Annotated in this window: 24 protein-coding genes; 14 read left to right on the forward strand and 10 right to left on the reverse strand. The window is 67.1% G+C overall.

The genetic code is table 11. The features are described from left to right. The first annotated feature begins 54 nt into the window (after positions 1–54). Positions 55–843 carry a BTAD domain-containing putative transcriptional regulator gene (locus ACIP5Y_RS11540; RefSeq protein ID WP_400349701.1) on the forward strand — a complete coding sequence of 263 codons (789 nt, stop codon included), beginning with the start codon at positions 55–57 and terminating at the stop codon, positions 841–843. Positions 844–925: 82 nt separating this feature from the next. On the opposite strand, the gene ACIP5Y_RS11545 is transcribed toward ACIP5Y_RS11540, so the two are convergent. The 8 genes from ACIP5Y_RS11545 to ACIP5Y_RS11580 all read right to left on the reverse strand — a co-directional run bounded on the left by ACIP5Y_RS11545 (position 926) and on the right by ACIP5Y_RS11580 (position 7,432). After that, positions 926–1,135, reverse strand: a complete 210-nt coding sequence (locus ACIP5Y_RS11545; protein ID WP_400349702.1) for a transcriptional regulator — start codon at positions 1,133–1,135, stop codon at positions 926–928. Then, positions 1,132–1,794 carry a hypothetical protein gene (locus tag ACIP5Y_RS11550; RefSeq protein ID WP_400349703.1) on the reverse strand — a complete coding sequence of 221 codons (663 nt, stop codon included), beginning with the start codon at positions 1,792–1,794 and terminating at the stop codon, positions 1,132–1,134. Before ACIP5Y_RS11550 ends, ACIP5Y_RS11545 begins: the two co-directional genes overlap by 4 nt. A 124-nt stretch (positions 1,795–1,918) precedes the next feature. After that, positions 1,919–2,572 (reverse strand): dTMP kinase, encoded by a 654-nt coding sequence (tmk, locus tag ACIP5Y_RS11555; RefSeq protein WP_400349704.1) that lies wholly within the window; start codon positions 2,570–2,572, stop codon positions 1,919–1,921. Continuing rightward, entirely contained in the window at positions 2,569–3,390 is an 822-nt protein-coding gene (locus ACIP5Y_RS11560) for a BtpA/SgcQ family protein (protein ID WP_400349705.1), read from the reverse strand. The genes tmk and ACIP5Y_RS11560 overlap by 4 nt, the downstream gene beginning before the upstream one ends. Beyond that, on the reverse strand, positions 3,387–4,127 hold the full coding sequence (pyrF, locus tag ACIP5Y_RS11565; RefSeq protein WP_400349706.1) for an orotidine-5'-phosphate decarboxylase: 741 nt from the start codon (positions 4,125–4,127) through the stop codon (positions 3,387–3,389). Before pyrF ends, ACIP5Y_RS11560 begins: the two co-directional genes overlap by 4 nt. Positions 4,128–4,137: 10 nt before the next feature. Next, positions 4,138–5,298: a M20 family metallopeptidase gene (locus ACIP5Y_RS11570; RefSeq protein ID WP_400349707.1), complete on the reverse strand. Its 1,161-nt coding sequence runs from the start codon at positions 5,296–5,298 to the stop codon at positions 4,138–4,140. Beyond that, positions 5,295–6,410 (reverse strand): hypothetical protein, encoded by a 1,116-nt coding sequence (locus ACIP5Y_RS11575; RefSeq protein ID WP_400349708.1) that lies wholly within the window; start codon positions 6,408–6,410, stop codon positions 5,295–5,297. The genes ACIP5Y_RS11570 and ACIP5Y_RS11575 overlap by 4 nt, the downstream gene beginning before the upstream one ends. Before the next feature lie 233 nt (positions 6,411–6,643). Beyond that, positions 6,644–7,432: an IclR family transcriptional regulator gene (locus tag ACIP5Y_RS11580; protein WP_400349709.1), complete on the reverse strand. Its 789-nt coding sequence runs from the start codon at positions 7,430–7,432 to the stop codon at positions 6,644–6,646. 644 nt (positions 7,433–8,076) lie between these two features. Here ACIP5Y_RS11580 and ACIP5Y_RS11585 point away from each other — a divergent pair. From ACIP5Y_RS11585 to ACIP5Y_RS11645, 13 genes are all read left to right on the forward strand, one after another. Next, positions 8,077–9,036, forward strand: a complete 960-nt coding sequence (locus tag ACIP5Y_RS11585) for a dihydroorotate dehydrogenase (protein ID WP_400349710.1) — start codon at positions 8,077–8,079, stop codon at positions 9,034–9,036. After that, the gene (locus tag ACIP5Y_RS11590) at positions 9,033–10,262 is read left to right on the forward strand and encodes an MFS transporter (protein WP_400349711.1); all 1,230 of its coding nucleotides are present in this window, start codon (positions 9,033–9,035) and stop codon (positions 10,260–10,262) included. The genes ACIP5Y_RS11585 and ACIP5Y_RS11590 overlap by 4 nt, the downstream gene beginning before the upstream one ends. Then, positions 10,259–10,834 carry an orotate phosphoribosyltransferase gene (gene pyrE, locus ACIP5Y_RS11595; RefSeq protein ID WP_400349712.1) on the forward strand — a complete coding sequence of 192 codons (576 nt, stop codon included), beginning with the start codon at positions 10,259–10,261 and terminating at the stop codon, positions 10,832–10,834. The genes ACIP5Y_RS11590 and pyrE overlap by 4 nt, the downstream gene beginning before the upstream one ends. Beyond that, on the forward strand, positions 10,831–11,355 hold the full coding sequence (locus tag ACIP5Y_RS11600) for a hypothetical protein (RefSeq protein ID WP_400349713.1): 525 nt from the start codon (positions 10,831–10,833) through the stop codon (positions 11,353–11,355). The genes pyrE and ACIP5Y_RS11600 overlap by 4 nt, the downstream gene beginning before the upstream one ends. Beyond that, the gene (locus tag ACIP5Y_RS11605) at positions 11,352–12,785 is read left to right on the forward strand and encodes a Zn-dependent hydrolase (protein WP_400349714.1); all 1,434 of its coding nucleotides are present in this window, start codon (positions 11,352–11,354) and stop codon (positions 12,783–12,785) included. The genes ACIP5Y_RS11600 and ACIP5Y_RS11605 overlap by 4 nt, the downstream gene beginning before the upstream one ends. Continuing rightward, the gene (locus ACIP5Y_RS11610) at positions 12,772–13,650 is read left to right on the forward strand and encodes a hypothetical protein (RefSeq protein WP_400349715.1); all 879 of its coding nucleotides are present in this window, start codon (positions 12,772–12,774) and stop codon (positions 13,648–13,650) included. The genes ACIP5Y_RS11605 and ACIP5Y_RS11610 overlap by 14 nt, the downstream gene beginning before the upstream one ends. Further along, the gene (locus ACIP5Y_RS11615) at positions 13,647–14,942 is read left to right on the forward strand and encodes a dihydroorotase (RefSeq protein ID WP_400349716.1); all 1,296 of its coding nucleotides are present in this window, start codon (positions 13,647–13,649) and stop codon (positions 14,940–14,942) included. Before ACIP5Y_RS11610 ends, ACIP5Y_RS11615 begins: the two co-directional genes overlap by 4 nt. Positions 14,943–15,161: 219 nt before the next feature. Next, positions 15,162–15,578, forward strand: coding sequence for a hypothetical protein (locus ACIP5Y_RS11620; RefSeq protein WP_400349717.1), 417 nt, complete (start codon positions 15,162–15,164; stop codon positions 15,576–15,578). A 262-nt stretch (positions 15,579–15,840) separates the two neighbouring features. Then, a complete protein-coding gene (locus ACIP5Y_RS11625) occupies positions 15,841–17,115 on the forward strand; it encodes an MFS transporter (protein WP_400349718.1) in 1,275 nt (424 codons plus the stop codon). Positions 17,116–17,161: 46 nt separating this feature from the next. Then, positions 17,162–19,390 (forward strand): asparagine synthase (glutamine-hydrolyzing), encoded by a 2,229-nt coding sequence (gene asnB, locus ACIP5Y_RS11630; protein ID WP_400349719.1) that lies wholly within the window; start codon positions 17,162–17,164, stop codon positions 19,388–19,390. Then, on the forward strand, positions 19,390–20,172 hold the full coding sequence (locus ACIP5Y_RS11635; protein ID WP_400349720.1) for a nucleotidyltransferase domain-containing protein: 783 nt from the start codon (positions 19,390–19,392) through the stop codon (positions 20,170–20,172). Before asnB ends, ACIP5Y_RS11635 begins: the two co-directional genes overlap by 1 nt. 7 nt (positions 20,173–20,179) lie before the next feature. After that, complete coding sequence (locus tag ACIP5Y_RS11640; protein ID WP_400349721.1) at positions 20,180–20,464, forward strand: PqqD family protein; 285 nt, start codon at positions 20,180–20,182, stop codon at positions 20,462–20,464. Position 20,465: 1 nt separating this feature from the next. After that, positions 20,466–21,398: a diiron oxygenase gene (locus ACIP5Y_RS11645; RefSeq protein WP_400349722.1), complete on the forward strand. Its 933-nt coding sequence runs from the start codon at positions 20,466–20,468 to the stop codon at positions 21,396–21,398. 33 nt (positions 21,399–21,431) lie between these two features. Here ACIP5Y_RS11645 and ACIP5Y_RS11650 read toward each other — a convergent pair whose 3' ends face one another. Beyond that, the gene (locus tag ACIP5Y_RS11650) at positions 21,432–22,658 is read right to left on the reverse strand and encodes an acyltransferase family protein (protein ID WP_400349723.1); all 1,227 of its coding nucleotides are present in this window, start codon (positions 22,656–22,658) and stop codon (positions 21,432–21,434) included. A gap of 301 nt (positions 22,659–22,959) precedes the next feature. Then, entirely contained in the window at positions 22,960–23,406 is a 447-nt protein-coding gene (locus ACIP5Y_RS11655; RefSeq protein ID WP_400349724.1) for a hypothetical protein, read from the reverse strand. Between the last annotated feature and the right edge of the window lie 421 nt (positions 23,407–23,827).

Below are 23,827 nucleotides of genomic sequence, written 5' to 3' on the forward strand. Positions count from 1 at the left end.
GTGGGGAAGCAACAAAGCGTCGCTTCGGAAGTTCGGTCGATATGGATGGACAGCATGGATGGGATCAGAATTCTCGGTCCGTTGGAGATCGAAGGACACCAGGGCATACCGCGGCTCGACTCGTATCGGCAGCGCGCGGTCCTGGGATTACTCGCATTGAATGCGGACCGCGTCACGCCGATGGAGAGCCTGACCGACGCGGTATGGGACGGCGAACCACCGGCGACGGCACGATCGCAGATCCAGATCTGTGTTTCGGCATTGCGCCGCATCATCACCGGTAGCGGCTGCCCGGCCGCCATCGAAACCCGCGCCTCCGGATACCGGCTGGTAATCGGCGAATCCGCGCTCGACAGCACACGATTCGACGAACTGGTGGCCCAGGCGCGCACCTACGAGAACAGTGGCAATCTCACCGGCGCACTGGGGGCCTTGCGGCTGGCCCTGGGATTGTGGCGCGGCACCACGCTGGCCGATGTGCCCAGCAGCCGCATCCAGCGCATCGCCTATCAGCTGACCGAGCGTCGGGTAGCGGCCGAATTGTCGCGCTTCCGTATCGAACTCGTCCTCGGCCGGGCCCGGGAGATCATCCCCGACCTGCAGGCCCACGTGGATACGCATCCGCTCTGGGAGGAAGCCTACGGATATCTGATGCTCGCCCTGCACCGCTGCGGCCGATCGGCCGAGGCGCTCGAGGTGTACCGCCGGGCGCGGACCACCCTGATCCAGCAGGTCGGCCTCGAACCCTCCGAGGAACTCCGCATTCTGGAGCGGGCCATTCTCGAAGGCGGCGCCAACCTGCCCCGGCCCTCCCTGTTCGAACCGGCCCGGCGTGCCGGATGACCATCCGGCACCGCGGGCCCGGCTCGCGGTGTCTCCCTCGACGCCGGCACGGCAGCCCGAAACGGGCTGCCGTGCCGCATTGTCACTTGATGGCAGCTGCCACCCCGCCGAGCACGGTGAGGAGTTCCGCCAGGTCGTACTCGGCCCGCCCCGGCCGGCCGTACCGGGTCAATTTCCCGCGGCTGGCCCATTTCCGGATGGTCTCCGGTTTGACGCCCGCGGCGAGCGCCGCGAGCTCCGTCGGCACCAGCCGCCGCTCGGCCACCCCGGCGCTCATGCCACCCGCGCTCATGCCACCGGCTCCCCGCGCCGGACCGGGCGCCGCTGCCCGAGCCGCTGATGCAAGGCCAGCCACTGATGCGGCTTCCAGCTGTGTCCCGCCGGGCAACTCACCAACCGGCTGTCCGGCCCCGACGTAGCCAGTTGCGCGTACACCATGTGCCCGCACCCCGGCCGATCACACCGCCCGACCTCGATCAGCTGCGGCACCGGTTCGATAGCCCGCTGGGCGAGATCACGCACCTCGCCGAACTCGTCGATGGCATCGACCACCGCCGGATGCGCGCCCAGCCAATCCAGATGCTGCAGCAGGAAATCCACCAGTGCGGGGACGGTCCGCCGCGGCCGCCGCGACGGCCGCGCCTCGTCCACCACCAGCGCCGCCCACGACACCGCCAGACCGATGAGCTCCGAACGCGCTTCGACCAGCGCATCCGACAAGACGATGCCCTCGCCCCGCCCCCCGTGCGCCCACCGCAACGCGCGGGTGCGCTCCCCTTGCAACAGCTCCCCGCACCGGCTGTACAGCACCGGCAGCTGCAGCAGGGTCTCGGCGAAGCGTTCCAGACACTCGGCGCACACCCGCGCCTCGTCCCCCGGTGTCGTGGCCTGCGGCGAATCGGTCACCACAAGGCCTGAGCAGTAGGAATTCTCGCAAAATGCCTGGGACATCGGTCGCTCCTTCTGACGCTGTCATCCAGTCTTTCCCTACTGTCACAGACCCCCGTATTCCCCTGGTATCCCCCGCATGTCACGCGGCGATAGCGCAACGAAAGCCGCCCCCGAACCGGCCTGGTTACGGTCCGCCGTCGATCAGCTGGATGATGGTGTCGGTCACCAGCGTCGCGGGCCGAGAACCGTCTACGGTGATCAGCTCGTCTCCCATTTCGTCGTAGGTTCGGGTGATGGAGGCGATGCGTTCGGACGATCGTTCTTCGAACTGCAGATTGTCGCCGTCGCGTGCGCGTAGCCGGGCGGCCAGTTGTTGCGGGGTCAATTTCAGATAGAACGCGAAATCCGGTCGGGGAACACCGTGATTGATGGTGGTCAAGAATTCGGCGTCGACTCCGCGATGGATGAAGACCCCGTAGGTTGCGTAGACGTAGCGGTCACACAGGACGACCGCGCCACGGTCCAGCGCCGGCTCGACGACTTCCTGGACGTGCCGAAGGCGATCGGCTGCCGCGAGCAATGACAGGATGCGGGCGGTGTCGGCGGAGCCGCCGGCGTCGTGAAAGGCCCTGACCTCACCCAGTTCTCGGTACCAGTTCGTGGGCTGTTTGGTGACCACGACCTCGCGGCCGCGGGCTCGCAGCACCGCGGCGACGGCCTCCAGTTGCGTTGTCTTTCCCGATCCGTCGAATCCGACGATGGAGATCAGCATTCCCGCCCGGGGCCTCGGGGGGCCGAAGACATCGCTGACGGGGTGGGCGGTTTCGACGGTGTTCATCTGGCTCCTACCGTGTCCGCCGACTTCAGTTCGTTCCAGCGGTCCATGAACTTCTCCACCCGGGCGCGGTCGACGTCCTTGCCGGCGATGCCGTCGGATTTGAAGTAGCTGCCGACGATGAATCCGTCCGCGATCGGGAAGACCGAGTCCAGATTGTCGGGGGTGACACCGCTGCCGACGAAGATCGGCTTGGTGGTGGCCCTACTGGCGACGTCGAGATCATCCGGAACCGTTGCCAGGCCCGTCAATTCGCCGGAAACGACGATACCTTCCGCGCGTCCGGACAAATCGCGCACCTCCGTCGCAAGGTCGGGATATGCCCAGGGCCGGGAATGCTTCACGTGCGCATCGGCGAGAATCGCCACGCTACTGCCGAGGTTGCGCCGCAGCCGGTGGGTCTCGTGCGCGTTGCCGGTGACGATGCCCTGCTCCGCCAGCACCGCACCGACATGGACATTCACCCGGATGAATTGAGCGCCGGTGCATTCCGCGATGGCGAGCGCGCCGACAGCATCGTTGCGCAACACGGCCACGCCCACCGGAATGGACACCGAACCCACCACCTCACGGGTCACTCCGGCGATAGTGGCGAGAGTTTCGGGCGGTACGGCGGCGGGGAAGAACGGGCCGTCACGGAAATTCTCGACGATCAGAGCATCGACACCGCACGCTGCGAACAATGCCGCCTCCTGTAGTGCGGTGTGGTAGATGTCGCTCACGCTGCCGCCGTATGCGGGAGAGCCGGGTGTCGGCAGCAGATGCACACAGGCGATGACACTCTTACCCGACAAGGGAAGGTGTGGCGTATCGGCTTTCACCGCTCGAACTCTGCGATCTCCTGGAAAATACGCTTTGCCGCATCCACCCGATTGTCGCTGTGCATGACGTCTCTGCCGACCACCATCAGCGATGCGCCGCCTTCGAGGGCGTTGCGGTAGCTGCCGGTCCGTTTGTGATCGTGGTCCTGCCCGGCCGTACCGCGGAGACCCGGTGTGACGAAGAAGAAGTCATCGGGTACGACATCGCGCACGGAACCCAGCTCCCCCGGCCCACAGACCATCCCGTCCAGCCCGGCCTCGGCGGCCAGCGCGCCGCGCGCCCGGATCACCTCGGAGATGGGTTGCCCGACACCGAGTTCCCGCGCGAGTTGCTCCTCGTCGATACTGGTCAGCACCGTGACGCCGACCAGCAATGGGCGCGGGCGCGAGATCTCGCGCGCGGTGCGGTCGGCCGCCGCGACGGCAGTGCTCATCATCTCCAGGCCGCCGGTGGTATGCAGCGTCACAAGCTCGACACCGAGCCGGGTGACTGCCTCGGCGTACCCGGCGAGGGTGTTGGGAATGTCGTGCAGCTTCAGGTCCAGGAACACTTTTACGCCCCTTTCATGCAGGCGTGCAATGAGTTCCGGGCCATGCAGGGTGAACGCGAAGTTGATCTTCACGTATCCGAAGTACTCCGACAGCTCGTCCACGCTGCGGAGTATCCGATCCATGTCCACATCGTCGAGCGACAAACACAGGCGCTCGCGTGGGTCGCGGGAGGGTACCGATGACATCTGCACTCCATCAATCCTGTCCGTCCGGGCGTGCCGGACCGGTGAGAATACGTTCGAAAATTGTGGTGGCCATGAGCAATTCGTCGATATCGAGCCATTCCTCGACGGCGTGGGAGTAGCGGGGATCCCCCGGACCGAAGACCAGACTGTTGCCCGAGAACTGGGCCAGGACACCGGCCTCGCTGCCATAGGAGAAGCTGTCGACGCCCGGCTGTCCGGTGATCGCCGTGATGGTGTCGACGAACTCGCCGACCAGGGCGCCGCTGAGATCACAGCGATTGGCAGGGGATTCGAAGACCTCGGCGCCGACCTCGAAGGGCACCGAGTCACCGAGTCGCTCGCGTAATCGATGCTCGATCTCCCGCAGGAATTCCGCCGCCTGCCGGCCCGGTGGGAAGCGGGCGTCGAAACTCACCGCCACATTGCGCGCCACCAGGTTCATGCCGCCGTCGCACTCCACCGCGGTCGGTGTCACGGTCGGCGGCCCGAGTTCGCTGGGCCGCAGCGCCGCCAGTTCTTCGTTGAGCCCGGCGCATGCCTGTACCAGTGCGGCCGCAGCGGCCAGCGCCGTCTCGGATTTCGGGTAGGCGGCATGCACTTTGGGGCCGGTGACGGTGAATTGCCCGCGCACGATGCCCTTCTGCGCCACGATCGGAACCAGCTGGGTCGGCTCGCCGGTGATCGCGAGATCGGGCCGTATCCCGTACTGTGCGAGCTGTTTACAGCCGAGGAGCAAACATTCCTCGTCGACCGTGGCCGCCAGATACGACTCCCGATGGGTCGGGGACTGCGCGGCGCGGACGAAGGCCGCCACCATCGCGGCCAGCGAGCCCTTGGCGTCGGCGCTGCCACGGCCGGACATCCTGCCGTCGCTCACCTGCGCGCGAAACCCCGACAGCTCGCCGTACCGCGGGTAGGTGTCCATATGCGCCGACAACAGCACCACCGCGCTGTCGGCCGTGCCCGAGCGGGGCAGGTGGCCGATCATATTCACGCGGTCGTCCTCCACCTTCTGCAGTTCGACCCGGATGCCGTGTGCCCCGAGGTAATCGGCGAGCCAGTGGCCGAGCGCACCCTCGCCATCGGCCGGATCGCGGGACAGGCGCGGATTGACGCTCGGAATCTCGATCATTCGCTCGAGCAGCTCGAGCGGCGGCAGATTGGTCCTCACGGGCACCCGCCGAGAACCGGCCGGCCCCGCGCAGCGTCGAGTTCGAGGTCGATGCGCGCCCGGAGGTACGACTCGAACCCCTCGACCAACCGCGTTCCGGCAGTGGAGAACACGGATGCGCGGCGCTCGTGTGCCACGTGCAGATCCCGGGCGTGCCGTTCGGCGACATGCTCGAGATGTGCACGAAATATCGGGGTTTCGGCCTCACCGGCACCACCACCGGACAGGATATCGACAAGGATGCGGCACTCCATGTGCTCGGTGAACAGCCCGTGGAAGAAGTTGTACGCGCTGCGCTCACCCAGCTCGGGGAGTTCGGCATCCGGGTCGACGAGGAAGAAAGCCGCCCGGTCCAGCGTCGCCTCGCTGAAGATCACATGCCCGCCTTGGTGGACCAGATGTTCGACGAACAGATCCACCGAGCTGCCGTGCTGCGCGTTCACGAAGATCATGCCGTGAATTCCCAGCGCGGCAAACGATTCGGCGTCCGGATGGGTGAAAACCAGTATGCTCCGCACGGATTCGCACAGCGCCCGATGGTAGGATTCGTCGGCCGCCGCGATCAGCTCCACGGCACGCCCGAGGTCGGCGGTGAAATCGGCCGCGCGGACCAGCTGTAACTTGTCGAGCTGCTCGACGTGCTCGGACAAGAACCCGCCGACCACCGGATCGATATGCTGCACCACCTCGATGGGGGTGTCACCGGCAAAGAGCGCGGGCATGAATTCGCCTTCGTCGCAGACGAGTCCGGCGTCCGGTACCTCCGGGGCGTAGTCCACGGCGATGTCGCGATCGGGTTGTGCCGAACGGATCATTCCGACACCCGGGACCACCGCGGCCCCGGCACCATCGGTGCGGACTGTCACCGAAAGCCTCTCACCTGCGGCATGACCCAGGGTCAGTTGCGCCGCCGGCATCATGTCGAAGACGGCCGGATTGCTCAGCTGGCAGTACAGGCGAGGCTCGAAGAAGGCCTCGTCCGGAAGTGCCCGAGCGAGTTCGGGGTACACGGCCCCGGTGACATTCCTGATCACAGCCGAGAGTTCGGTTCTCCCCGGCCGCCGGAGTTCGTTCAGTATCTGGTTCAGACCGAACGAATCGTGAGTACTCATGACAGCGAGCTACCTCGTATACTGATGATCGATACGAACAGAAAGAGGGGCCGCAACGTTCTTCCGGATGAGCTCTGCGACCCCTCCTCCTCTGTCTTTTAGCCGTTCTGGCAGCCGCGCATAACAGCGCCGGTGCGGATCTGGCTCAGGATGTCAGCGTTCATTGTTCACCTCCTCGATTGTCCGTTTCGATGTCGCCGGATCCGTTACATCCGGCGAAGTTTCGATGGCCCTCAGGCCCGCGACAGCGCGCGAGCGGCATCCAGTACCGCGCGCACGGCCCGATCCCATGCCTCGGTGCGGCGTAGCCGCAGTTCGGGTGCGGCAACGGTAATGCTCTGCCGCACATCGCAATCGGTGTCCCGGATCGGAGCGCTGATCGCCCACACGCCACGGTCGAGCTCGTCCCGGCACATGTCGTAGCCACCACGCGCCGGGATCGCCTCCAGGTGCGCGAGCACGTCCTCGACGGTGACCGGCGTGCCGTCGGTGAAGCGGTGCAGATCCGTGTTCGCCAGCAGCGCACGCACTTCGGCTTCGGGGAAGTCCAGCAGCAACGTGCGTGCCGACGCCGCGGCATGCAGCGGCATCTCCTGGCCGAGTCGCACGAACAGCCGCATCGGCCGACGACCCTCCGCCAGCGAGACGCAGACCGCCTTGTCGCCGATCAGCTCGGTGATGAAGGCCGTCTCGCCGGTGGCCGCCGCGACCTTCGCCAGCGGTGCCGGCGGGACATGACACAACCGGCTCTCCCGGTGCGCGGCCTCGCTGAGGGTCAGCGCGGCGGGTCCGGCGAAGTAGCGCCGGTTGCGCGGCGACCGTATGACGAAGCCCTCCGCGGTCATCACCGCCAGCAGCCGGTGCATGCTGGCCAGCGGAATGCCGAGCGCATCGGACAGCTGCTGCAATGTCACTCCGGTCTGGGTCCGGCCCAGCTCCTGCAGGATGCGCAGGGCACGGACGACGGTCTGCATCCCGGCGGTCTTCTGGGCATCGGACTCGGCGACACGGGTTGGAATCATGGTGTCATCCGTTCCTTCTCTGAAAGAAAGCGATAGCCGCTGATGCTCGAGTTGCTATCGGGCTTTCAAATCCTCGCACGGAGGATATCGGAATTGAAAGTCGTGGGCCTCGAATTTACAGACGGGAAACCCTTCCGTCTCACGGAATTCCGCTGCCGCGATATCCCGTCGATCGAATGCTACTCGACCGCTCGAAGGGGCCGGACCGGCGTGGACGCAGCGCTGGACCGGCGCGGGAATGGTATCTGCGGCCAATGCGGCGGCCAGGTGAAGAAGCCGTATCCGAGCACGGTGAGCTGGTCCGGGAGAATGTCGGATGAGGAGGAACCGCGAACTGACATTTCTTTCCATCCTACGGAAGAACGATGAGCTTCCCGCTGTCACAGCGAAAAACTTTCGCCACACTAACACCTGCGCGCCACCTGCGCATCGCCTATCGTTAACGTCGGGTTACCGATCTGTGTCCGCTCATCCGGCACCGGCGACCCGAAAGTAATTATTTTCGACTCGCGGAAACATTTCTCATCCGTTAATTCTTCTCGGATATATACCGATTCCGGTTGTGTGCAGTGCAGAATATAGTCGTCGGATCGCCCGGAAAACAATAGTTTTTCATCTGGCGGAAGAAATGGAATGAGGTTGTGGTGACCGGAATCGAATCACCGGTAGATATGCGGGTACGGATCGGTGAGCTGATACTCGCCAACCCGATCATGCCGGCCTCCGGTTGTTTCGGTCCGGAGCTGGCGGCGTTGATGCCGCTGGAAAGACTCGGCGCACTCGTCACCAAGACGATCTTCACCGGAATTCGATCCGGAAACCCCGCGCACCGGCTGGCGGAAACCCCGCACGGCATGCTGAATTCCGTCGGCATTCCCAGCCCGGGAATCGCGCGCTTCCGCAGCGAAGTGCTCACTCGCTACCGGTCGTTCGGGGTACCGGTCATCGTCAGCATCGGCGGCCTGGCCGTACGCGAGTACTTCGAGGTGATCGAGGCGCTGGCCGATGACGAATTCGCGGCCGTGGAGGTCAACGTGTCCTGCCCCAACCTCGAGGCGGGTGGCCTGGAGATCGGCGCCGACCCCGTGCTCATCGAGCGGGTTACCCGCGGGGTGGTCGCGCGGACCGCTCGCCCGGTCATCATCAAACTGACCCCCAATGTCAGCTCGCTCGGCGTCCTGGCCGCCGCCGCCGAAGCCGGTGGCGCCGCCGCGGTCACCGTGGCGAACACCTTCACCGGCATGGCCATCGATCACGTCACGCGCCGCCCCGTTCTCGGCAATACCGTGGGCGGACTGTCCGGCCCCGCGATCAAACCGCTTGCACTGCGGCAGGTTTGGGAAGCGGCCCGGCACATCTCCATCCCGGTGATCGGCTGCGGTGGTGTGTCCAGCGCCGCCGACGCGGCCGAGTTCCTGCTCGCCGGCGCTACCGCCGTGCAGGTCGGCACCGCCACCTTCAACCGGCCCGACGCCATGATCACCATCCTCGACGGTCTGCACGACCTCGCACGCGACGGGGCCGTCGCCGCGATCCGAGATCTCACCGGAGCCCTGCGCCTCGACCAGGCGACGGGCCAGCTCGAAACACGGAGAACCACATGACAGACCCGGCGCTGGGCGAGCACACCGCCCGGCAGACTCCGGCCCCGGTCGACGATCCGATGAAAGCGCTGTGGGCGTCGATCGCCGGCTACGCGGTCGACGGATTCGACATGCTGCTGCTCAGCGTGGCGCTGGTCGCCATCACCGGCTCGCTGAAACTCACCAGCGGCCAAGCCGGTTCGCTGGCCACTTACACTCTGCTCGGTGCGGTCGCGGGCGGCATCCTGTTCGGCATGCTCAGCGACCGGATCGGCCGGGTGCGGGTGCTGACCTGGACGATCCTGCTGTTCGCCGTGTTCACCGGACTGTGCGCGCTGGCTCAGGACTACACCCAGTTCGCCGTGCTGCGCTTCTGCGCGGGCGTCGGGCTCGGTGGCGAATTCGGCATCGGCATGACCATCGTCGCCGAAACCTGGCCCGCGGCAAAACGTGCCAGAGCCACCTCCTATGTGGCGCTGGGCTGGCAGTTCGGGGTGCTGCTGGCCGCACTGTCGGGCATCTGGCTGCTGCCACATCTGGGCTGGCGCCGGCTGTTCGCACTCGGCGTGGTGCCCGCGATTCTCGCCTACGGTTTCCGCCGGCGCATCGAAGAACCGGCCATGTTCACCCGATCCGAGCACAAATCCGCACCCCTCCGCGAATTGTGGCGCGATACACGAACATCCAAGAGCAGCCTCGCGCTGATCGTGCTGACCTCGGTGCAGAACTTCGGCTACTTCGGCCTGATGACCTGGCTGCCGACCTACCTCGCCAAGCACTTCCACTACAGCCTGACCAAATCGGCCACTTGGACCGCGGTGACCGTACTCGGCATGGCCGCCGGAATCCTGGTGTTCGGTCACCTAGCCGACCGCTTCGGCCGGCGACCGGCACTGTGCGCCTACCAGATCGGGGCCGCCGCCTCGGTGATCGCCTACAGCCAGCTCACCTCCTCCGGCGCGCTGCTGATCGGCGGCGCGATCATGGGCTTCTTCGTCAACGGCATGCTCGGCGGCTACGGCGCACTGCTCGCCGAGCTCTACCCGACCGAGGCCCGGGCCACCGCTGAGAACGTGCTGTTCAATATCGGGCGCGGGGTCGGCGGCTTCGGCCCCTGGCTGATCGGCGTGCTCATCGCCCACTACTCCTTCAACGGCACCATCGGATTCCTCGGTGCGATCTACATTCTCGCCCTGCTCACCACGGTGTTCCTGATCCCGGAACGGCGGGGGGCCGCACTCGCATGACCGCCGAACTCGTCTTCCAGAACACCGCCGAACGCTCCCGCGAGCTGGCCCAGGACATCGTCAGCGCGGCGCATCTGACCGGGGACTTCGTCCTCAGCTCCGGCGGCCGCAGCTCCTACTACTTCGACAAATACCTGTTCGAAACCAAACCGACCATCTTGCGGCGGCTGGCTTCGGCACTCGCCGAACGCATTCCGGCCTCGGTCGATCGCCTGGCCGGGCCCGAACTGGGCGCGGTGGCCTTGGTGACGGCGGTATCGCTGGAGACCGGGCTGCCCTTCGTCATCGTCCGGAAGGCCTCGAAAGGCTATGGCACCAGCCGATTCATCGAGGGCGAGCTGCATCGCGGCGAACGCGTGCTGATCATCGAGGACATCATCAGCACCGGCAGCGAAGCGCTGAAGGCGGCCGCGCAGGTCGAACGAGCCGGCGGCGACATCACCGGGATACTCGCGGTCATCGACCGCGGACACGGTGGCGCGGAGAACATCTCGGCCGCCGGCTACCGGCTCGAGGCCCTGTACGACCGCAGCGGGCTCCCGACCCCGGATCATGAACGGAGCAACCGATGAACATGACCGAGGCATTGGCCGCACTGACCCGCGGTGGGTTCACCCCGCCGCCGGACAGCCACGACGAAAGTCCCTCGGACGGTGCGCCGTTGCCGCGCTATCAGCCCTCCCGGGACCCGGCCGGCGCCGAGGAACTCGGCCGCGCCTTGGCCCGAGCCCTGCGCGATGCCGCGGCCGATCCCGATGCGGCGGCCGACACCGTACTGGTCTGGGACGACAGCGACGATCTGGTCCTCGCACACGTGGTGGCCCGCGAACTCGGCGCGACCGTGATGCGGGCCCTCGAGATCGAGGGCCTGGTGCTGCCGCTGGGCGAGCACGGTCCGCCCGGCGCCGTCGTACTGCTCGCCGACGCATTCCGCACCCGCGCCGCACTCCGCGCGCTACACGCCCTGGCAGCACGAGAAGGCGGTCGAGTCACGGCGATAGCAGCCCTGATCGCCACTCCACAACTCGATGCCGCCGCCGGCCTACCGGTGCACACGCTGCTGCCCGAACGCCGGCCGGGAGCGCCGCGATGAACGACCAGAAGGCCACCGCCATAAAAGAATTCACGCCCACTGCGCCCATGACCCCACCGACCGCACGCACGGCCGCCGACTCCCGCACCCCCAAACCGATTGCCGCCGCCGAAGTCCCATCTCCCGAATCGGTCGCCGCCGAGCTTGTTCCGGACTCGGCGCGGCTCAGTGCGATGATCGATGCCATTGCCGAGGTGAGTGATCCGTCGCCCGGGGTGACCCGGCTGGCGTGGACGCGGACCGAAAGGCGCGCGCATGATCTGGTGGCCGGGTGGTATCGCGCGCTCGGGCTGAAGGTGTGGATCGATGCCGTCGGCAATACCATCGCTGAGCTGCCCGGGAATCGGCCTGCGGCGCTCGGGACCGGTTCACACCTGGACAGCGTCCCCGCCGGCGGGCGATTCGACGGCATCGCGGGCGTGATCGCGGGGGTCGAGGTGGCACGGCTGCTGGTGGAAAACGGAGTGCGGCTGGAGCATTCGGTGCGGTTCGTCGCCTTCACCGCCGAGGAGGGCGCCCGCTTCGGACAGGCTTGCCTGGGCAGCAAGGCGGTGGCCGGGATGCTGGAGGAGTCGAAGCTGTGGTCGCTGCGCGACGCCGACGGCATCAGCGTCGCCGAGGCCATGCAACGGGTCGGGCTGGATCCGGGCCGCCTCGCCGAGGCCCGCTGGGCTCCCCGGGACTGGGTGGCATTCCTCGAGCTGCACGTGGAGCAGGGCGGAGTACTCGAAGCCGCCGGATTACCCATCGGCATAGTCGATCTGGTCTCGGGCAGCACCCGGGTCGCGGTCGAGGTACGGGGTCGCGCGACCCACACCGGCAGCACCCCGATGGCACTGCGCGCCGACGCACTCACCGCCGCCGCCGAAATCGTGCTGATGGCGGAGGCCATCGCGAACGACCCGCGGCATCGTGGCACTCGCGCCAGCATCGGTGTGCTGCAGGTCGAACCGGGCAGCATCACCACTATCCCCGGACGCACCACCTTCACCCTCGATGTCCGCGACGTCGACAGTGACCGGCAGCGCGGCACCGTCACCGAGATCGTGCGCCGGGCGAAGGAGATCTGCGACCGGCGCCGGGTCGCGATGACCGTGCGGCCGATCGGGGACTCCTCCCCGGTCGTACTGCCGATCTGGCTGCGGCAGACGATCGCCGATGTCTGTGCCGAAGCAGACCTGCCCTACCGGGTGTTGACCAGCGGCGCCAGCCACGACTGCCAGATGGTCAACCGCGTGGTACCGGCTGCGCTGATCTTCGTGCCCAGCCAGGGCGGTCTGAGCCACGTTCCCGAGGAATGGACCAGTGCCGCCGACCTGGCGGTGGGCACGCGTGTGCTGTTGCACGGGTTGCTCCGAATCGACCGCAGACTCATGGAATTGGAACGCGCCGCCGCGCGCACGGGGGAGGAATCCGATGAACAGCACTGAGTTGGTTCCGGCGGCGGAGCTGGCCGGCGGCGGCGGTCGGGGCAGCCTCGTTCCGCTGCCCGCTTATCCGCCCGGGATCCCGGGGATCCGGACGCAGGAGGCCGAGGTGATGGTGAATACCTCTCGCGGCGACCGCTATTGGCGGTTGCGCCTGCATGCACCCGCCATTGCCGCCGCGGCCGCGCCCGGGCAGTTCGTCATGCTCGGCGCCGCCGCCGGGGTCCGCCGTCACCCGGTGCTGCCACGGCCGATGGCGTTGTACGACTGGGACATTCGGGCCGGCTGGATCGAGGTGTGCTACGGCGTGGTGGGCGAGGGCTCCGCACTGCTCACCGAATTCCCCAGGGGCAGTGCGATGACGGTGATCGGGCCGCTGGGCCGCGGCTTCGAAGTGGCACCCGGCGCTCGATCGGTGCTGCTGGTCGGCCGGGGTATCGGGGTGTGCTCGCTGACGAGCCTCGCCGGTCCGGCGGCCCGGCGCGGCATCGCCGTGACCGCGGTGCTCAGCGCCCGCCGGCCCGCCGCGGTGACCGGACGGGATGTACTGGCGCGCCACGGAATTCGTGACATCCTCACGGTAATCGACACGGACGGCTCCAGCGCCCCGGATCGATTGGCCGATACGCTGCTGGACCGGTTCGACACCGCGCCGCCGGATCAGATCTTCACCTGCGGCTCCGAGCGGCTGACCGCGCTGTGCGCCGAACTGGCGCTGCACTGGGCCGCTGATCTGCAGGTGTCGGTGGAGGCGCGCATGGCCTGCGGTCTGGGCTACTGCCACGGCTGCTCCTCCGGGCACCGCGCTCCCAGCGCCGAAGCACCGCTGGTGTGCAAGGACGGCCCCGTCTTCCGGTGGTCGGCATGACCGCGAACGATCGGCTGCTATTGCGTGAACTACGCCCGCTGGGCGGTCCGCCGGTGGATCTGCTGATAGCCGGCGGCCGAATCGCCGATATCGGAACACGATTGAGCGATACCGGCGCCCGGCACATCGACTGCGGCGGGCTGGTGGCACTGCCCGGCCTGGTCGACCTGCACACCCACCTGCGCGAACCGGGCGGCGAGCGGTCCGAGACGATCCACACGGGCGCGCTCGCGGCGGCCGCGGGCGGTTACGGAGCAGTGGTGGCGATGGCCAACACCGATCCCGTCGCGGACCGGCCGGAGGTGACCGAGGCGGTGCGGCAGGCGGCCGCCGGCGCGGCCTGCACGGTCCTGCCCGCGGGATCGATCACCCGCAAGCTCGCGGGCATCGAGCTGTCCGACATCCCCGGGCTGGCTCGGTCGGGCGTGCGCATGTTCTCCGATGACGGCCGCTGCGTGCATGATTCGAAGGTCATGCGCGCCGCCCTGGACGCGGTCGGTGCGGTCGGAGGCACGCTGGCACAGCATGCCGAGGACCATGCCCTCACCGCCGGCGCACAGGTCAACGACGGTCCGGTCGCGACCGCCACCGGCCTGCGCGGCTGGCCGGCCGAGGCCGAGGACTCGATCATCGCCCGCGACTGCGTGCTGGCCGCCGCGGCCGGCACCGCCTTGCACATCTGCCACGTCTCCACCGCCGGCGCGGTCGAGGTGGTGCGGTGGGCCAAACAGCGCGGGTGGCCGGTGACCGCCGAGGTCACCCCGCACCACCTGCTGCTCTCGGAAGCCGAAGTGCTGGGCGGGGATCCGGTGTACAAGGTCAACCCGCCGCTGCGCCGGCTCGAGGACGTGGCGGCCCTGCGCGCCGCGCTGGTCGATGGCACCATCGACGCGGTCGCCACCGACCATGCCCCGCACCACGCGGCCGACAAGGCGCCACCGTGGTGCGGTGCCCGGCCCGGCATGCTGGGTCTCGAGACCGCGCTGGCCGTGGTGGCCGAGATATTCGTGCGATCCGGGCAACTGGACTGGGCGGGCGTCGCCGACCGAATGTCGGTGCGCCCCGCGCGCATCGCGCGGATCTCCGCTCGTTTCGGCCGTCCGCTGGATCGTGGTGAGCCCGCCACGCTCACGCTCGTCGGCGTGGAGCCGTGGCGGGTCGACCCGGCGGCGTCACACAGCCGCAGCCGCAATACGCCGGTGGCGGGCAGGACTTTTCACCATCGCCCGATGCTGACGGTGCTGGAGGGCAGGGTGACCCACGATCTGCTGGGCACCGGCGTCGCGGTCTGAATAGTCGTTTATATAAATTCTTCCGTCTCGCGAAAAGGATTGGTATTTCAGTATTTCGGGCTTGTAAAAGTATCTCCACCGCCATTGTTTCCGAGATCATCCTGAAATACGATGCACAAGAGAATCCTCGGGCGAACTCGCCGAGTCGCGGTGAATTCTTTACCCGCACACCGACGAATTGCGAATGACGCCGCTATTGAATTTCTGGAGGGAAGGCCCATGACCAACGCAGAACAGGGCATCCTGCAGCCGGAGGCAGCCGAGTCTCTCGGCCGGGCGCTGGCCGCTCGCTTGCGCGACCTGTCCATCGACGCAGTGGTGCTGTGGTGCGATCCACGCGCCGCGGTGCTCGGGCACGTGGTCGCCCGCGAGCTGGGCGCGGAATTGGTATACGCCTACTCCGATCTCGGCATTCTCACCCTCAGCTCGACACCGCCACCGGGCACCCGGGCAGCCCTGCTCGACTATGTGTGGGAGCCCGATCCCGGATTGGTGCCGCTGCTGACCATGGTGCGGCACAGCGCCGAGGTGGCCGCCGTCGCCTCCGTGCTGAGTCCGCCGGATTCGCTGCGTCACAACGATATCGGCCCGGCGGTCCTGATCAGCCTGGAGCCCACCACAACCGCCGCGCACTGACGTGGAGCCCGAAAGCCCACTCGGACCGTGAATTCCGGGCCGGTCCGAGCCGATGGCGGTGCCCACCGCCCAACCGAACAAGGAGGTGAAAACCATGAACAAGTACGTGAAGCCGTCGGCCCTGAAGGTCGAAGAGCGCCGCATCACCACTGTCGCGAAGTGCTGAGCGGCCTGACCGTTGCGTGGAACGCGCAGCGGTGCGGTCAGGGGACACAACCGTCCCCTGACCGCGGGGGACATTCATACGGCGGGAAAGGAAGCCATGACCACCACCACTACGGCCGCTGCACCCTTGGCCGGCCGTGATTTTCGCTCCTGGTGGGCCGCGGTCACGGTCAGTGCCTTCGGCACAGCGGTCTCGTCGATCGCCATCCCGCTGGTCGCGGTGCTGTCCCTGCATGCGTCGACCTTCCAGGTCGGCCTGCTCGACGCGGCGGGGACCGTGGCGTGGCTGGCCATCGGGCTGCATGCCGGAGTCTGGGTCGAGCACATGCGCCGGCGTGCGGTGCTGATCGTCTGCGACCTGCTACGCGCCGGATTGCTGCTGTCCATACCGATCGCGGCCTTCGGCGGCGTGCTGTCGCTGGCGCAACTGGTCGTGGTCGCGCTCGGAATGGGGCTTGTCACAGTCGTTTACGGTGTCGCCCGGCAGGCGTACGTGCCGTTCCTGGTCGGCCGGGAACGACTGGTCGTCGCGAACGGCCGCATCGAATCGACCCAGTCGGCGGCCGCCGCCGCGGGTCAGCTGCTCGGGGGTGTCCTCGTCACGACCCTCGGGGCCGCCGCCGCGGTCCTGATCGATGTGGTCAGCTATGTGCTGTCGGTCGTGCTGATGACGCCGATCCGAGTACGGGAACCGGCCCCCGAACGACCGGACCCGCAGTCCGGGACCCGGCAGCGGCTCCTCGCGGGGTTGCACCATGTATTCGGCGACCCGGTGATTCGCCTGTTCGTGCTGACCGCGGCGATCGTCAATTTCGCCGACGCGGCATTGATGGCGCTGCTGGTGCCGTACCTGGTGCACGAGCTGCACGCCGGGGCCGCCGTGATCGGCGTGGTCATGGCGATCACCCAAGGTGGGGCCGTGGTCGGCGCCGCGGTGACCGATCGGGTGGTGCGGGCGGCCGGGCCGGTGCGGGCGCTGTTCGGCGCGGTGCTCTCGATCCCGCTGTTCATGGTGCTGGTGCCGCTGCCGTTCAGCGGACCCGTCGCCATCACCGCGACCACGATCGGCCTGACCGCGGTCGCCGCGGTGGCCACCGTGGCGGGCATCATCATTCGCAGCCACCGGCAGGCGACCGTGCCCAGCGGATTGCTGGCTCGGGTCTCCGCCGCCATCCGATTCCTCACTTGGGGAGTGATTCCGCTCGGTGCGCTCGCCGGCGGCGGATTGGGGTCGGTGATCGGGAACCGGCCGGCGCTGTGGCTGGTCTGCGGCGCATTCCTGACCTGTGGCCTGCCCTTGGTGATCGCGGCGATGACCGGCGGACAGGAGTTCCGCGCCGGCTTGCACGCCCTGTCCGATCAGGCGCACTGATCTCCGAAACAGGCAGTGCTGGAAAGATATTCGAGGAGAAACGGTTATGTGTGGCTTGGCAGGCATGGCGGCCATCGGCGGCCCACTCGGGGAGCAGACCCATCCCGTACTGGAACGCATGGGCCGCGCGATCGCCCACCGCGGACCCGACGGCCAGAACATGATGCTGGAAGGCCCGGTAGGGCTGGTGTTCCGGCGGCTGGCGCTGGTCGGACCCGAGAACGGTGACCAGCCGCTGCACAGCGCCGACGGCAACGTCTCGCTGATCGCCAACGGCGAGGTCTACAACCACCGGCAACTCGAGGCCGAAATCCCCGGGTTGCGGCTGCGGACCCGATCGGACTGCGAGATCCTCGCCCATCGCTACGCCCATCACGAACTGCGATTCCTCGACGACGTGGCGGGCATGTTCGCCCTCGTGCTCTGGGATCGGCGGCGCAACCGCCTCATCATGGCGCGCGACCGATTCGGCATAAAGCCGCTCTACTATGCGCGCCTGGCCGATTCGGTGGTATTCGCCTCGGAGATCAAGGCCCTGTTCGAACACCCCGGCTGCCCGCGCGAACTCGACTGGCCGGCCGCGCTGCGCGACCTGGCGCCCGCTGCTACCACGGCACCGGTGCACTCGTGGTTCCGCGGCGTCGAGGTCGTCCCGGCCGGCACCATCGTCTGTATCGACCTCGCGACCGGGATCGAAACCCGGACCACGTATTGGCAGCTGCCCGACTTCTCCGGCACCGCGTCCGAGGACCGTTCCGACGCCGAATTCATTGCGGACTACCGTGATCTGCTGACCGCCTCGGTCGCGGACTGCGCCTCGGCCGACACCGAGCTGGGCCTGATGCTCAGCGGCGGCATCGACTCCACCACGGTGGCCGCGCTGACCGCCGACACCGGCCATCGTGTGCACACCTTCACCGTGCTCACCGGCAGCACCCATGCCAGCGGCGACTCCGAATTCGGCGCCCGCGTGGCCGACGAACTCGGATTCCCGCACCACCAGGTGATTTTCGGCGCCGACCGCACACCCGGCGTCGACGAATGGCTGCACCTGCTATGGCTGCTCGAGACACCCTGGTGCGGCCCGGAACAGTTCTACAAACACAGCCTCTACACCTACGCCAAGCAGGTCCGCCCGGAGCTGCGCGGCATGCTGCTCGGACAGGGCAGCGACGAATACAACGGCGGCTATACCGCGGCCTTCGCGCCCAGCGGCTGGCCGGGATTCGAAGCCGTCTCCGATCAACTGGTGAGACGGGAAAAGCTCAGCGGCACACCGGAAATAGGATCCTGGTGGGAGATCGACGGGGTCGGCCCGCTGCTCTCCGACGAACTGCTCTACGGACCGGGCGCCGCCCCGGACGACCGCTATCCGGCCTACGTCGCCCAGCGGTCACGATCCATCCAGCAATACCAGCTCTGGCACGAGGACCGCACCGCCGCCGGGCACGGCATCGAAGCGCGTGTGCCGTTCCTCGACCACCGGATCGTCGAACTGGTGGCCACGATTCCCCGCGAACGGCGCGCACAGCTGCTCTGGGACAAGCGCATTCTGCGTGATGCGATGCGCGGGCGATTACCGGAAGCGATCATCGACCGACCCAAGGGCGCCTCCGTCTACCAGGAGCAGGCCGGATTCACCCTGCGCATGGTGGTCCGCATGCTGGCTCAGGACGGCGGTGCACTGTTGGAGCGCGCGCTGGCCGCGCCCGGCGCCCACGGCGTGCTCGACCCCGCCGGGCTGCGCGCGGCGGTCCGCGGGCTGTCCACGGTGACCGAGCCGCAGGCAGCCGACCATGTGCTGGCGCTGGTGAACCTCGGACTGCTCGACGATATGGTCCGCGACCTACCGGTGACACCGTTCGAGCGACCACGCTACGAGGTGACCGGCCGGCAGATCTCCCACTGGGAGAACGAAAGCCGCCGGCTGGGTGCGGCGGTCCGGCGCTTCCCCGCACCGGGACTCGCGGACCGGGTCGAACTCGCCCCGGACGTGCTGCTGGTCTCGCCGCTCGACGATCCCGGCGTGATCCTCGTATCCATCGGCGGCAGTATCGAATACGTCGTCGACGCCGCCGGCACACCGGACTGGCACGCCTTCCTCCGCGCCGTGGACGGGCTGCGCCCCCTCGGCGAGGTGGTGGCGGCCGCCGGCACTACCATCGCCAAGATCGAAGTCCCACTACAGTTTTCGCTCGACAGCGGGGTGCTGGTGACACGACCGGTAGTGGCGGAGCCCGCCGGGCGTCCCGATGTGATCACGGCGGGTGTGTGATGGCCGAACCCTCGCCGCGGGAACTGCTCGAAACCCATGACCTGCTGCCCGCGGACCCGCTCGCGGTGGTGCTGGTCGGGTCCCATGCGCGTGGATGGGCCCATACCGGCAGCGATATCGACATCATGGCGGTGGTCGAGCAGCCCGTCACCGATCCCCGCGCCGTGCCACTCGAGGTATCGGTGCGGCCCGATCGGATCCAGGCCGTGATCGTCCACGCCGGAGGGCCACGGCTGGAGATCAAATACTGGCTGGCCGACCAGATCGATCAGGTGCTCGACCGCGTCTCCTGGGAGGCCTTCGAACACCGCGACACCATAGAAGACGGGCTCGACGTGCAGTCCCGGATCATGCTCGAGAGACTCATGAATGGCCGTCCGCTACACGGTGATTCGTGGGCGAACTCGTTGTCCGAGCGCATCCGGAGCTCGGCATTCCGTGCCTTCCAGGTGAATTCGGCGCTGGCGGAATGCGACGGCCGCGCCGAGTCGGCGCTGGGCATGCTCGCCTCCGGCGACGCCGACAGCGCGGTGCTGACCGCCCGGGAAGCCTTCGGCTGCGCGATCGACGCGCTGCTGATGGCCCACGGCGAACTCAATGCCAATCGCAAATGGCGGGCCCGCCGGTTCCGCGAACTCGAGCCCGGATCCATGAGTTACGCGGAGTACTGGGATTGGGAGACCATGCGCGGCCTGGACCCCGACGCGCCCGGCGAATGGGTCCGCGACGTGGTGCGGCTGTGCAAGAACATGTGGCTGGATATCGATCTTCAAGGTGTGTAGGAGCGTTATGAGCTGGAGTCCGGACTCGGTGCCCGAGCGCAGGCTCGACATCAGGGTGCGCAGCAACCGCGGCACCATTCAGATCGTGAACCGCACGCTACAGGCGGTCGAACTCACCGGCGCCGGTGCACTGCTGTTCCGCGCGATGGACGGCCGGCGCACAGTCGGTGAACTGGCCGGACTGCTCGTCGCGGAATTCGGAATCACCGCCGCCGACGCGCTCACCGACACCACTGACCTCGTCACCGGCCTCGCCGACCTGACCGTCATCGACCACGCCGGGAGCCGCTGACATGGACCGATACCGAAGCAGCTTCCAGCAGTGGGAAACCCGCAGCAGTGTACGCAGCCGCCCCCGCCGTCATCCCGCCCCGCTCACGGCTACCGAGCAACTCTACTTTCCGCCGGAACTGTTCCCCGTCCTGTCCGCGCCGGCCCTGGCCGACCTGGATCACGGTGTGCGGCAAGAGATCCTGCTGCATGCCCTGTACCAGTACCTGCATTTCACCACCGTGCTCGAACAACACGCGGTATTGCCGATCACCTCGTCCATCGCACTCGGCCGTGCCGGCCTCATCCTGCCGGAGGCGATGCGCGCGGACGCCTACAAGATCACAACCGATGAGGCCTGGCACGCCCAGTTCGCCTACGACTTCATCGCTGAACTGGGCGAGGCGACCGGGGTACCGTCCGATGCACTCGTCGAGCCACGTTTCGTGAACGACCTCGCCCGCATCCGCGCCGAGGTCGATCCCGACCTGCGCCAGTTGGCCGACCTGCTGTTCACCACGGTCAGCGAGACCCTCGTTTCACAATTACTGATGGACATTCCACGCGACGAGCGGATCCCGGAACCGGTCCGGAACGTGGTGGCCGATCACGCGATGGACGAGGGACGCCATCAAACGTATTTCCGCCAATTCCTCCGCGAGCTGTGGACCCGGCTGACTCCCGCCGAGCGCCGCGTCGCCGGCGCCCTCGTCCCCCGTCTGGTCGAAGCCTTTCTCGCCCCGGACCTGCGCTCGGTCGAAACGATCCTGCACCGCGCCGCCGTGCCGCCATCGCGGATAGCCGCCGCACTCGACGAGTCGTTCCCCGCCTTCCGGTCCGGCACACCGCTCGCGACGGAGGCCAGGGTGACGGTGCGCCTCTTCACGGAGGTCGGAGCACTCGACGACCCCGGCACCCAGGCGGCATTCACGGCGTCGGGACTCCTCACCGCCTGATCGCTCTCCCACAGTGCCTCGCGGCGGCACCGACTAGGCGGCGCGTTTCCGGGCATCCATTCTGGCGATCATTCGATGACCGAGGGTGTGAGAAGGCTTCTCGATCATGCGGTAGGTAACCATCGCGAGTACCAGCGCGCAGATCACCCAGGCGCAGAAGGTGAGCCACGGTGCGGGGATGCCGGCGACCGACGTTGTCCAGTGCGGCACGGCGTCGAGAACGAGCGCGTGCACGAGGTAGAGCGAGTAGCTGATCCGGCCGAGGAACAACAATGGACGCGGGAAGGAGTGGCGGCGCAACAACAGCGCCCCCGCAAACAGCAGATAGGCGGGAATGATGGTGGTGGGCTGCTTGATCCAGTGGACCCACAGGCCGCTCGCCGAGTCCTGGTAGGGCTGGATGAACGTGCTGATCCCGAAGATCACGAACACGGCGAACCAGAACACCGCCCATCCGCGCCGCGCGGAGATCTCGCCCGCGGTCATCCGGTAGAGCACGGTGCCGACGAACATGGTGGCGAAATATCCGAAGGTCAACACGGATTCGCCGGGCTGGTTGAGCACCAGCGGAACAGCGATGATCGCGAGCACGACCGCGGCGACGGCCGCGCGGCGGTCGGCTGCCAGACGGGCGAACACCACCGCGACCAGAATCGTCGCGACCACGACGATCGAACGGGTGAGAGCGCCGGCATCGGATCCATTGAGCAGCGCGGGCGGCAACCCCGCTCCCGGAGCGATCAGACAGAGCGCCAGAATCGCCAGCGGCACCGAGCGGCGATTGAGCCCAGCGACCAGCAGCAACGACAAGAACAGGTAGAACGCCAATTCGTAGGCCAGCGACCAGGAAGCACCGACGACCAGGACGCCCGGACCACCCAGGAAGAACTGCATCATGGTGAGGTTGCTGAAGAAGTTGAGCACGGGGTGAGCCAGAAAACCCGCCGGAAGCTCGTACCGATGTATCGCATACAGGACCATCGCCGCCACCACACAGGCCCAGTACAACGGGTAGAGCCGGAAGAACCGCCCCACCCAGAACGCCCCCAGCGACCGCCCGCGCTCCAGTGACGCCGGAATGATGAAGCCGCTCACCAGGAAAAAGACGAAGACCCCGAACTGCCCGAGCCCGAAGTGCTGCTGCGAAAACCCGAAATACCCCGGCCACAGCCGTTCCGCCGAATGCTGAACCACCACCGCCAAGGCCGCCAACCCCCGCAGCGCATCCAGAAACTCGAGCCTCCCACCCCGATCACGCACCGGTTCTTCAACCCGCGGAACCGGCCCCGCCGCAACCCCCTCAACAGTCACCGGACGACACCCACGAACACAGTCACAGAAAAAAAGCTCGAGCAACGCACAGCCGAGACTATTAGCATGGCGCAGAAGCCACGGCAAACCGGGTTCAGACCATCTTGGTGGACCTGACGGACCAGCGTACGAACCGCGCGGTGCTGGTCGACGGGCCACCAACGCGCTGGCCCCGTTCATCGACAGGGGTTCGGTTCCCTACTCCCGGGCGACTCTGGTCCGGGAGTAGGGAACCGCATCGAATCAAGCCCTATGAGTCATCATGGGCGAGCGTTGCACGCGCCTCCGCGATGGCGTTGTCGCATGCAGTCTCCGCGACGGCGATCGACTGTGACCAGACTCCGTCAGAGCGTGCCCGCACCAGATGTTCGATAGCTTCGAGAGCGACAGCGACAACAGCACCGGAGGCGGGCGGACCGTAGCGTTCGATGCCCGCCACCGCCAGTCGCAGTTGAGACAGGGCCGACACGGTCTCCTCGGCGTGCGATTCATTCAGCGGTGAACGTAGTCGGCGCGCAGCGGCGAGGAACTGGAGACATGATTCTTCATAGCTCCGATGTCGATTGTCATGGCGATCGATCTCGCGGACCTGCAATGCGAGCCTGGCAGCGTACCGGCTGGTCAAACGCGCGTTCAAGACCAGGACGATATTGCTGACGATCGAGACCGCGGCGGTCAGCCACAGTTGGGCAGTCATGAGTCAGAACTACCACCGCGAGCACTGAACCGCCTGACGACCGTGCAGTGCGCTAGGACCGAGCCGTGGGCGTGCGCCCGTTCGGATTTCGCTCGGTCGGCGCGATACGGTGATCATCGAACGTCAGACCGCGGGAGTGAAGCAGGGTGCGCAGCAGATCGGAACAGTCCAGATCCGTCGAGTTCGGGCACCCGCCCTGGATCACTGTTCGAACGACTCGCACCGTGCTGATCGTGGTGCACACGATGACGGCGTGGAATCGACTGGCCGATATCCTCTCGGTATTCGACTCAGATCGGCGAATACAGATAGTTTTCACCTTTCCCGACGCATCGAACGTTACCGGCGATGTAACGCAGGAAATAGCTGACGCAGGCGGAATTCTCATTCCTTGGCACCGAGTGCTCGAGGATGAATTCGA

Source organism: Nocardia sp. NPDC088792, assembly GCF_044750615.1.
Lineage (GTDB): Bacteria > Actinomycetota > Actinomycetes > Mycobacteriales > Mycobacteriaceae > Nocardia.

Coding starts and splice junctions, on each gene's coding strand:
- ACIP5Y_RS11540 (WP_400349701.1), top strand. CDS start 55: ATGGATGGGATCAGAATTCTCGGTCCGTTGGAGATCGAAGGACACCAG.
- ACIP5Y_RS11545 (WP_400349702.1), bottom strand. CDS start 1,135: ATGAGCGCGGGTGGCATGAGCGCCGGGGTGGCCGAGCGGCGGCTGGTG.
- ACIP5Y_RS11550 (WP_400349703.1), bottom strand. CDS start 1,794: ATGTCCCAGGCATTTTGCGAGAATTCCTACTGCTCAGGCCTTGTGGTG.
- tmk (WP_400349704.1), bottom strand. CDS start 2,572: ATGAACACCGTCGAAACCGCCCACCCCGTCAGCGATGTCTTCGGCCCC.
- pyrF (WP_400349706.1), bottom strand. CDS start 4,127: ATGTCATCGGTACCCTCCCGCGACCCACGCGAGCGCCTGTGTTTGTCG.
- ACIP5Y_RS11575 (WP_400349708.1), bottom strand. CDS start 6,410: ATGAGTACTCACGATTCGTTCGGTCTGAACCAGATACTGAACGAACTC.
- ACIP5Y_RS11580 (WP_400349709.1), bottom strand. CDS start 7,432: ATGATTCCAACCCGTGTCGCCGAGTCCGATGCCCAGAAGACCGCCGGG.
- ACIP5Y_RS11590 (WP_400349711.1), top strand. CDS start 9,033: ATGACAGACCCGGCGCTGGGCGAGCACACCGCCCGGCAGACTCCGGCC.
- pyrE (WP_400349712.1), top strand. CDS start 10,259: ATGACCGCCGAACTCGTCTTCCAGAACACCGCCGAACGCTCCCGCGAG.
- ACIP5Y_RS11600 (WP_400349713.1), top strand. CDS start 10,831: ATGAACATGACCGAGGCATTGGCCGCACTGACCCGCGGTGGGTTCACC.
- ACIP5Y_RS11605 (WP_400349714.1), top strand. CDS start 11,352: ATGAACGACCAGAAGGCCACCGCCATAAAAGAATTCACGCCCACTGCG.
- ACIP5Y_RS11610 (WP_400349715.1), top strand. CDS start 12,772: ATGAACAGCACTGAGTTGGTTCCGGCGGCGGAGCTGGCCGGCGGCGGC.
- ACIP5Y_RS11615 (WP_400349716.1), top strand. CDS start 13,647: ATGACCGCGAACGATCGGCTGCTATTGCGTGAACTACGCCCGCTGGGC.
- ACIP5Y_RS11620 (WP_400349717.1), top strand. CDS start 15,162: ATGACCAACGCAGAACAGGGCATCCTGCAGCCGGAGGCAGCCGAGTCT.
- ACIP5Y_RS11625 (WP_400349718.1), top strand. CDS start 15,841: ATGACCACCACCACTACGGCCGCTGCACCCTTGGCCGGCCGTGATTTT.
- asnB (WP_400349719.1), top strand. CDS start 17,162: ATGTGTGGCTTGGCAGGCATGGCGGCCATCGGCGGCCCACTCGGGGAG.
- ACIP5Y_RS11635 (WP_400349720.1), top strand. CDS start 19,390: ATGGCCGAACCCTCGCCGCGGGAACTGCTCGAAACCCATGACCTGCTG.
- ACIP5Y_RS11640 (WP_400349721.1), top strand. CDS start 20,180: ATGAGCTGGAGTCCGGACTCGGTGCCCGAGCGCAGGCTCGACATCAGG.
- ACIP5Y_RS11645 (WP_400349722.1), top strand. CDS start 20,466: ATGGACCGATACCGAAGCAGCTTCCAGCAGTGGGAAACCCGCAGCAGT.
- ACIP5Y_RS11655 (WP_400349724.1), bottom strand. CDS start 23,406: ATGACTGCCCAACTGTGGCTGACCGCCGCGGTCTCGATCGTCAGCAAT.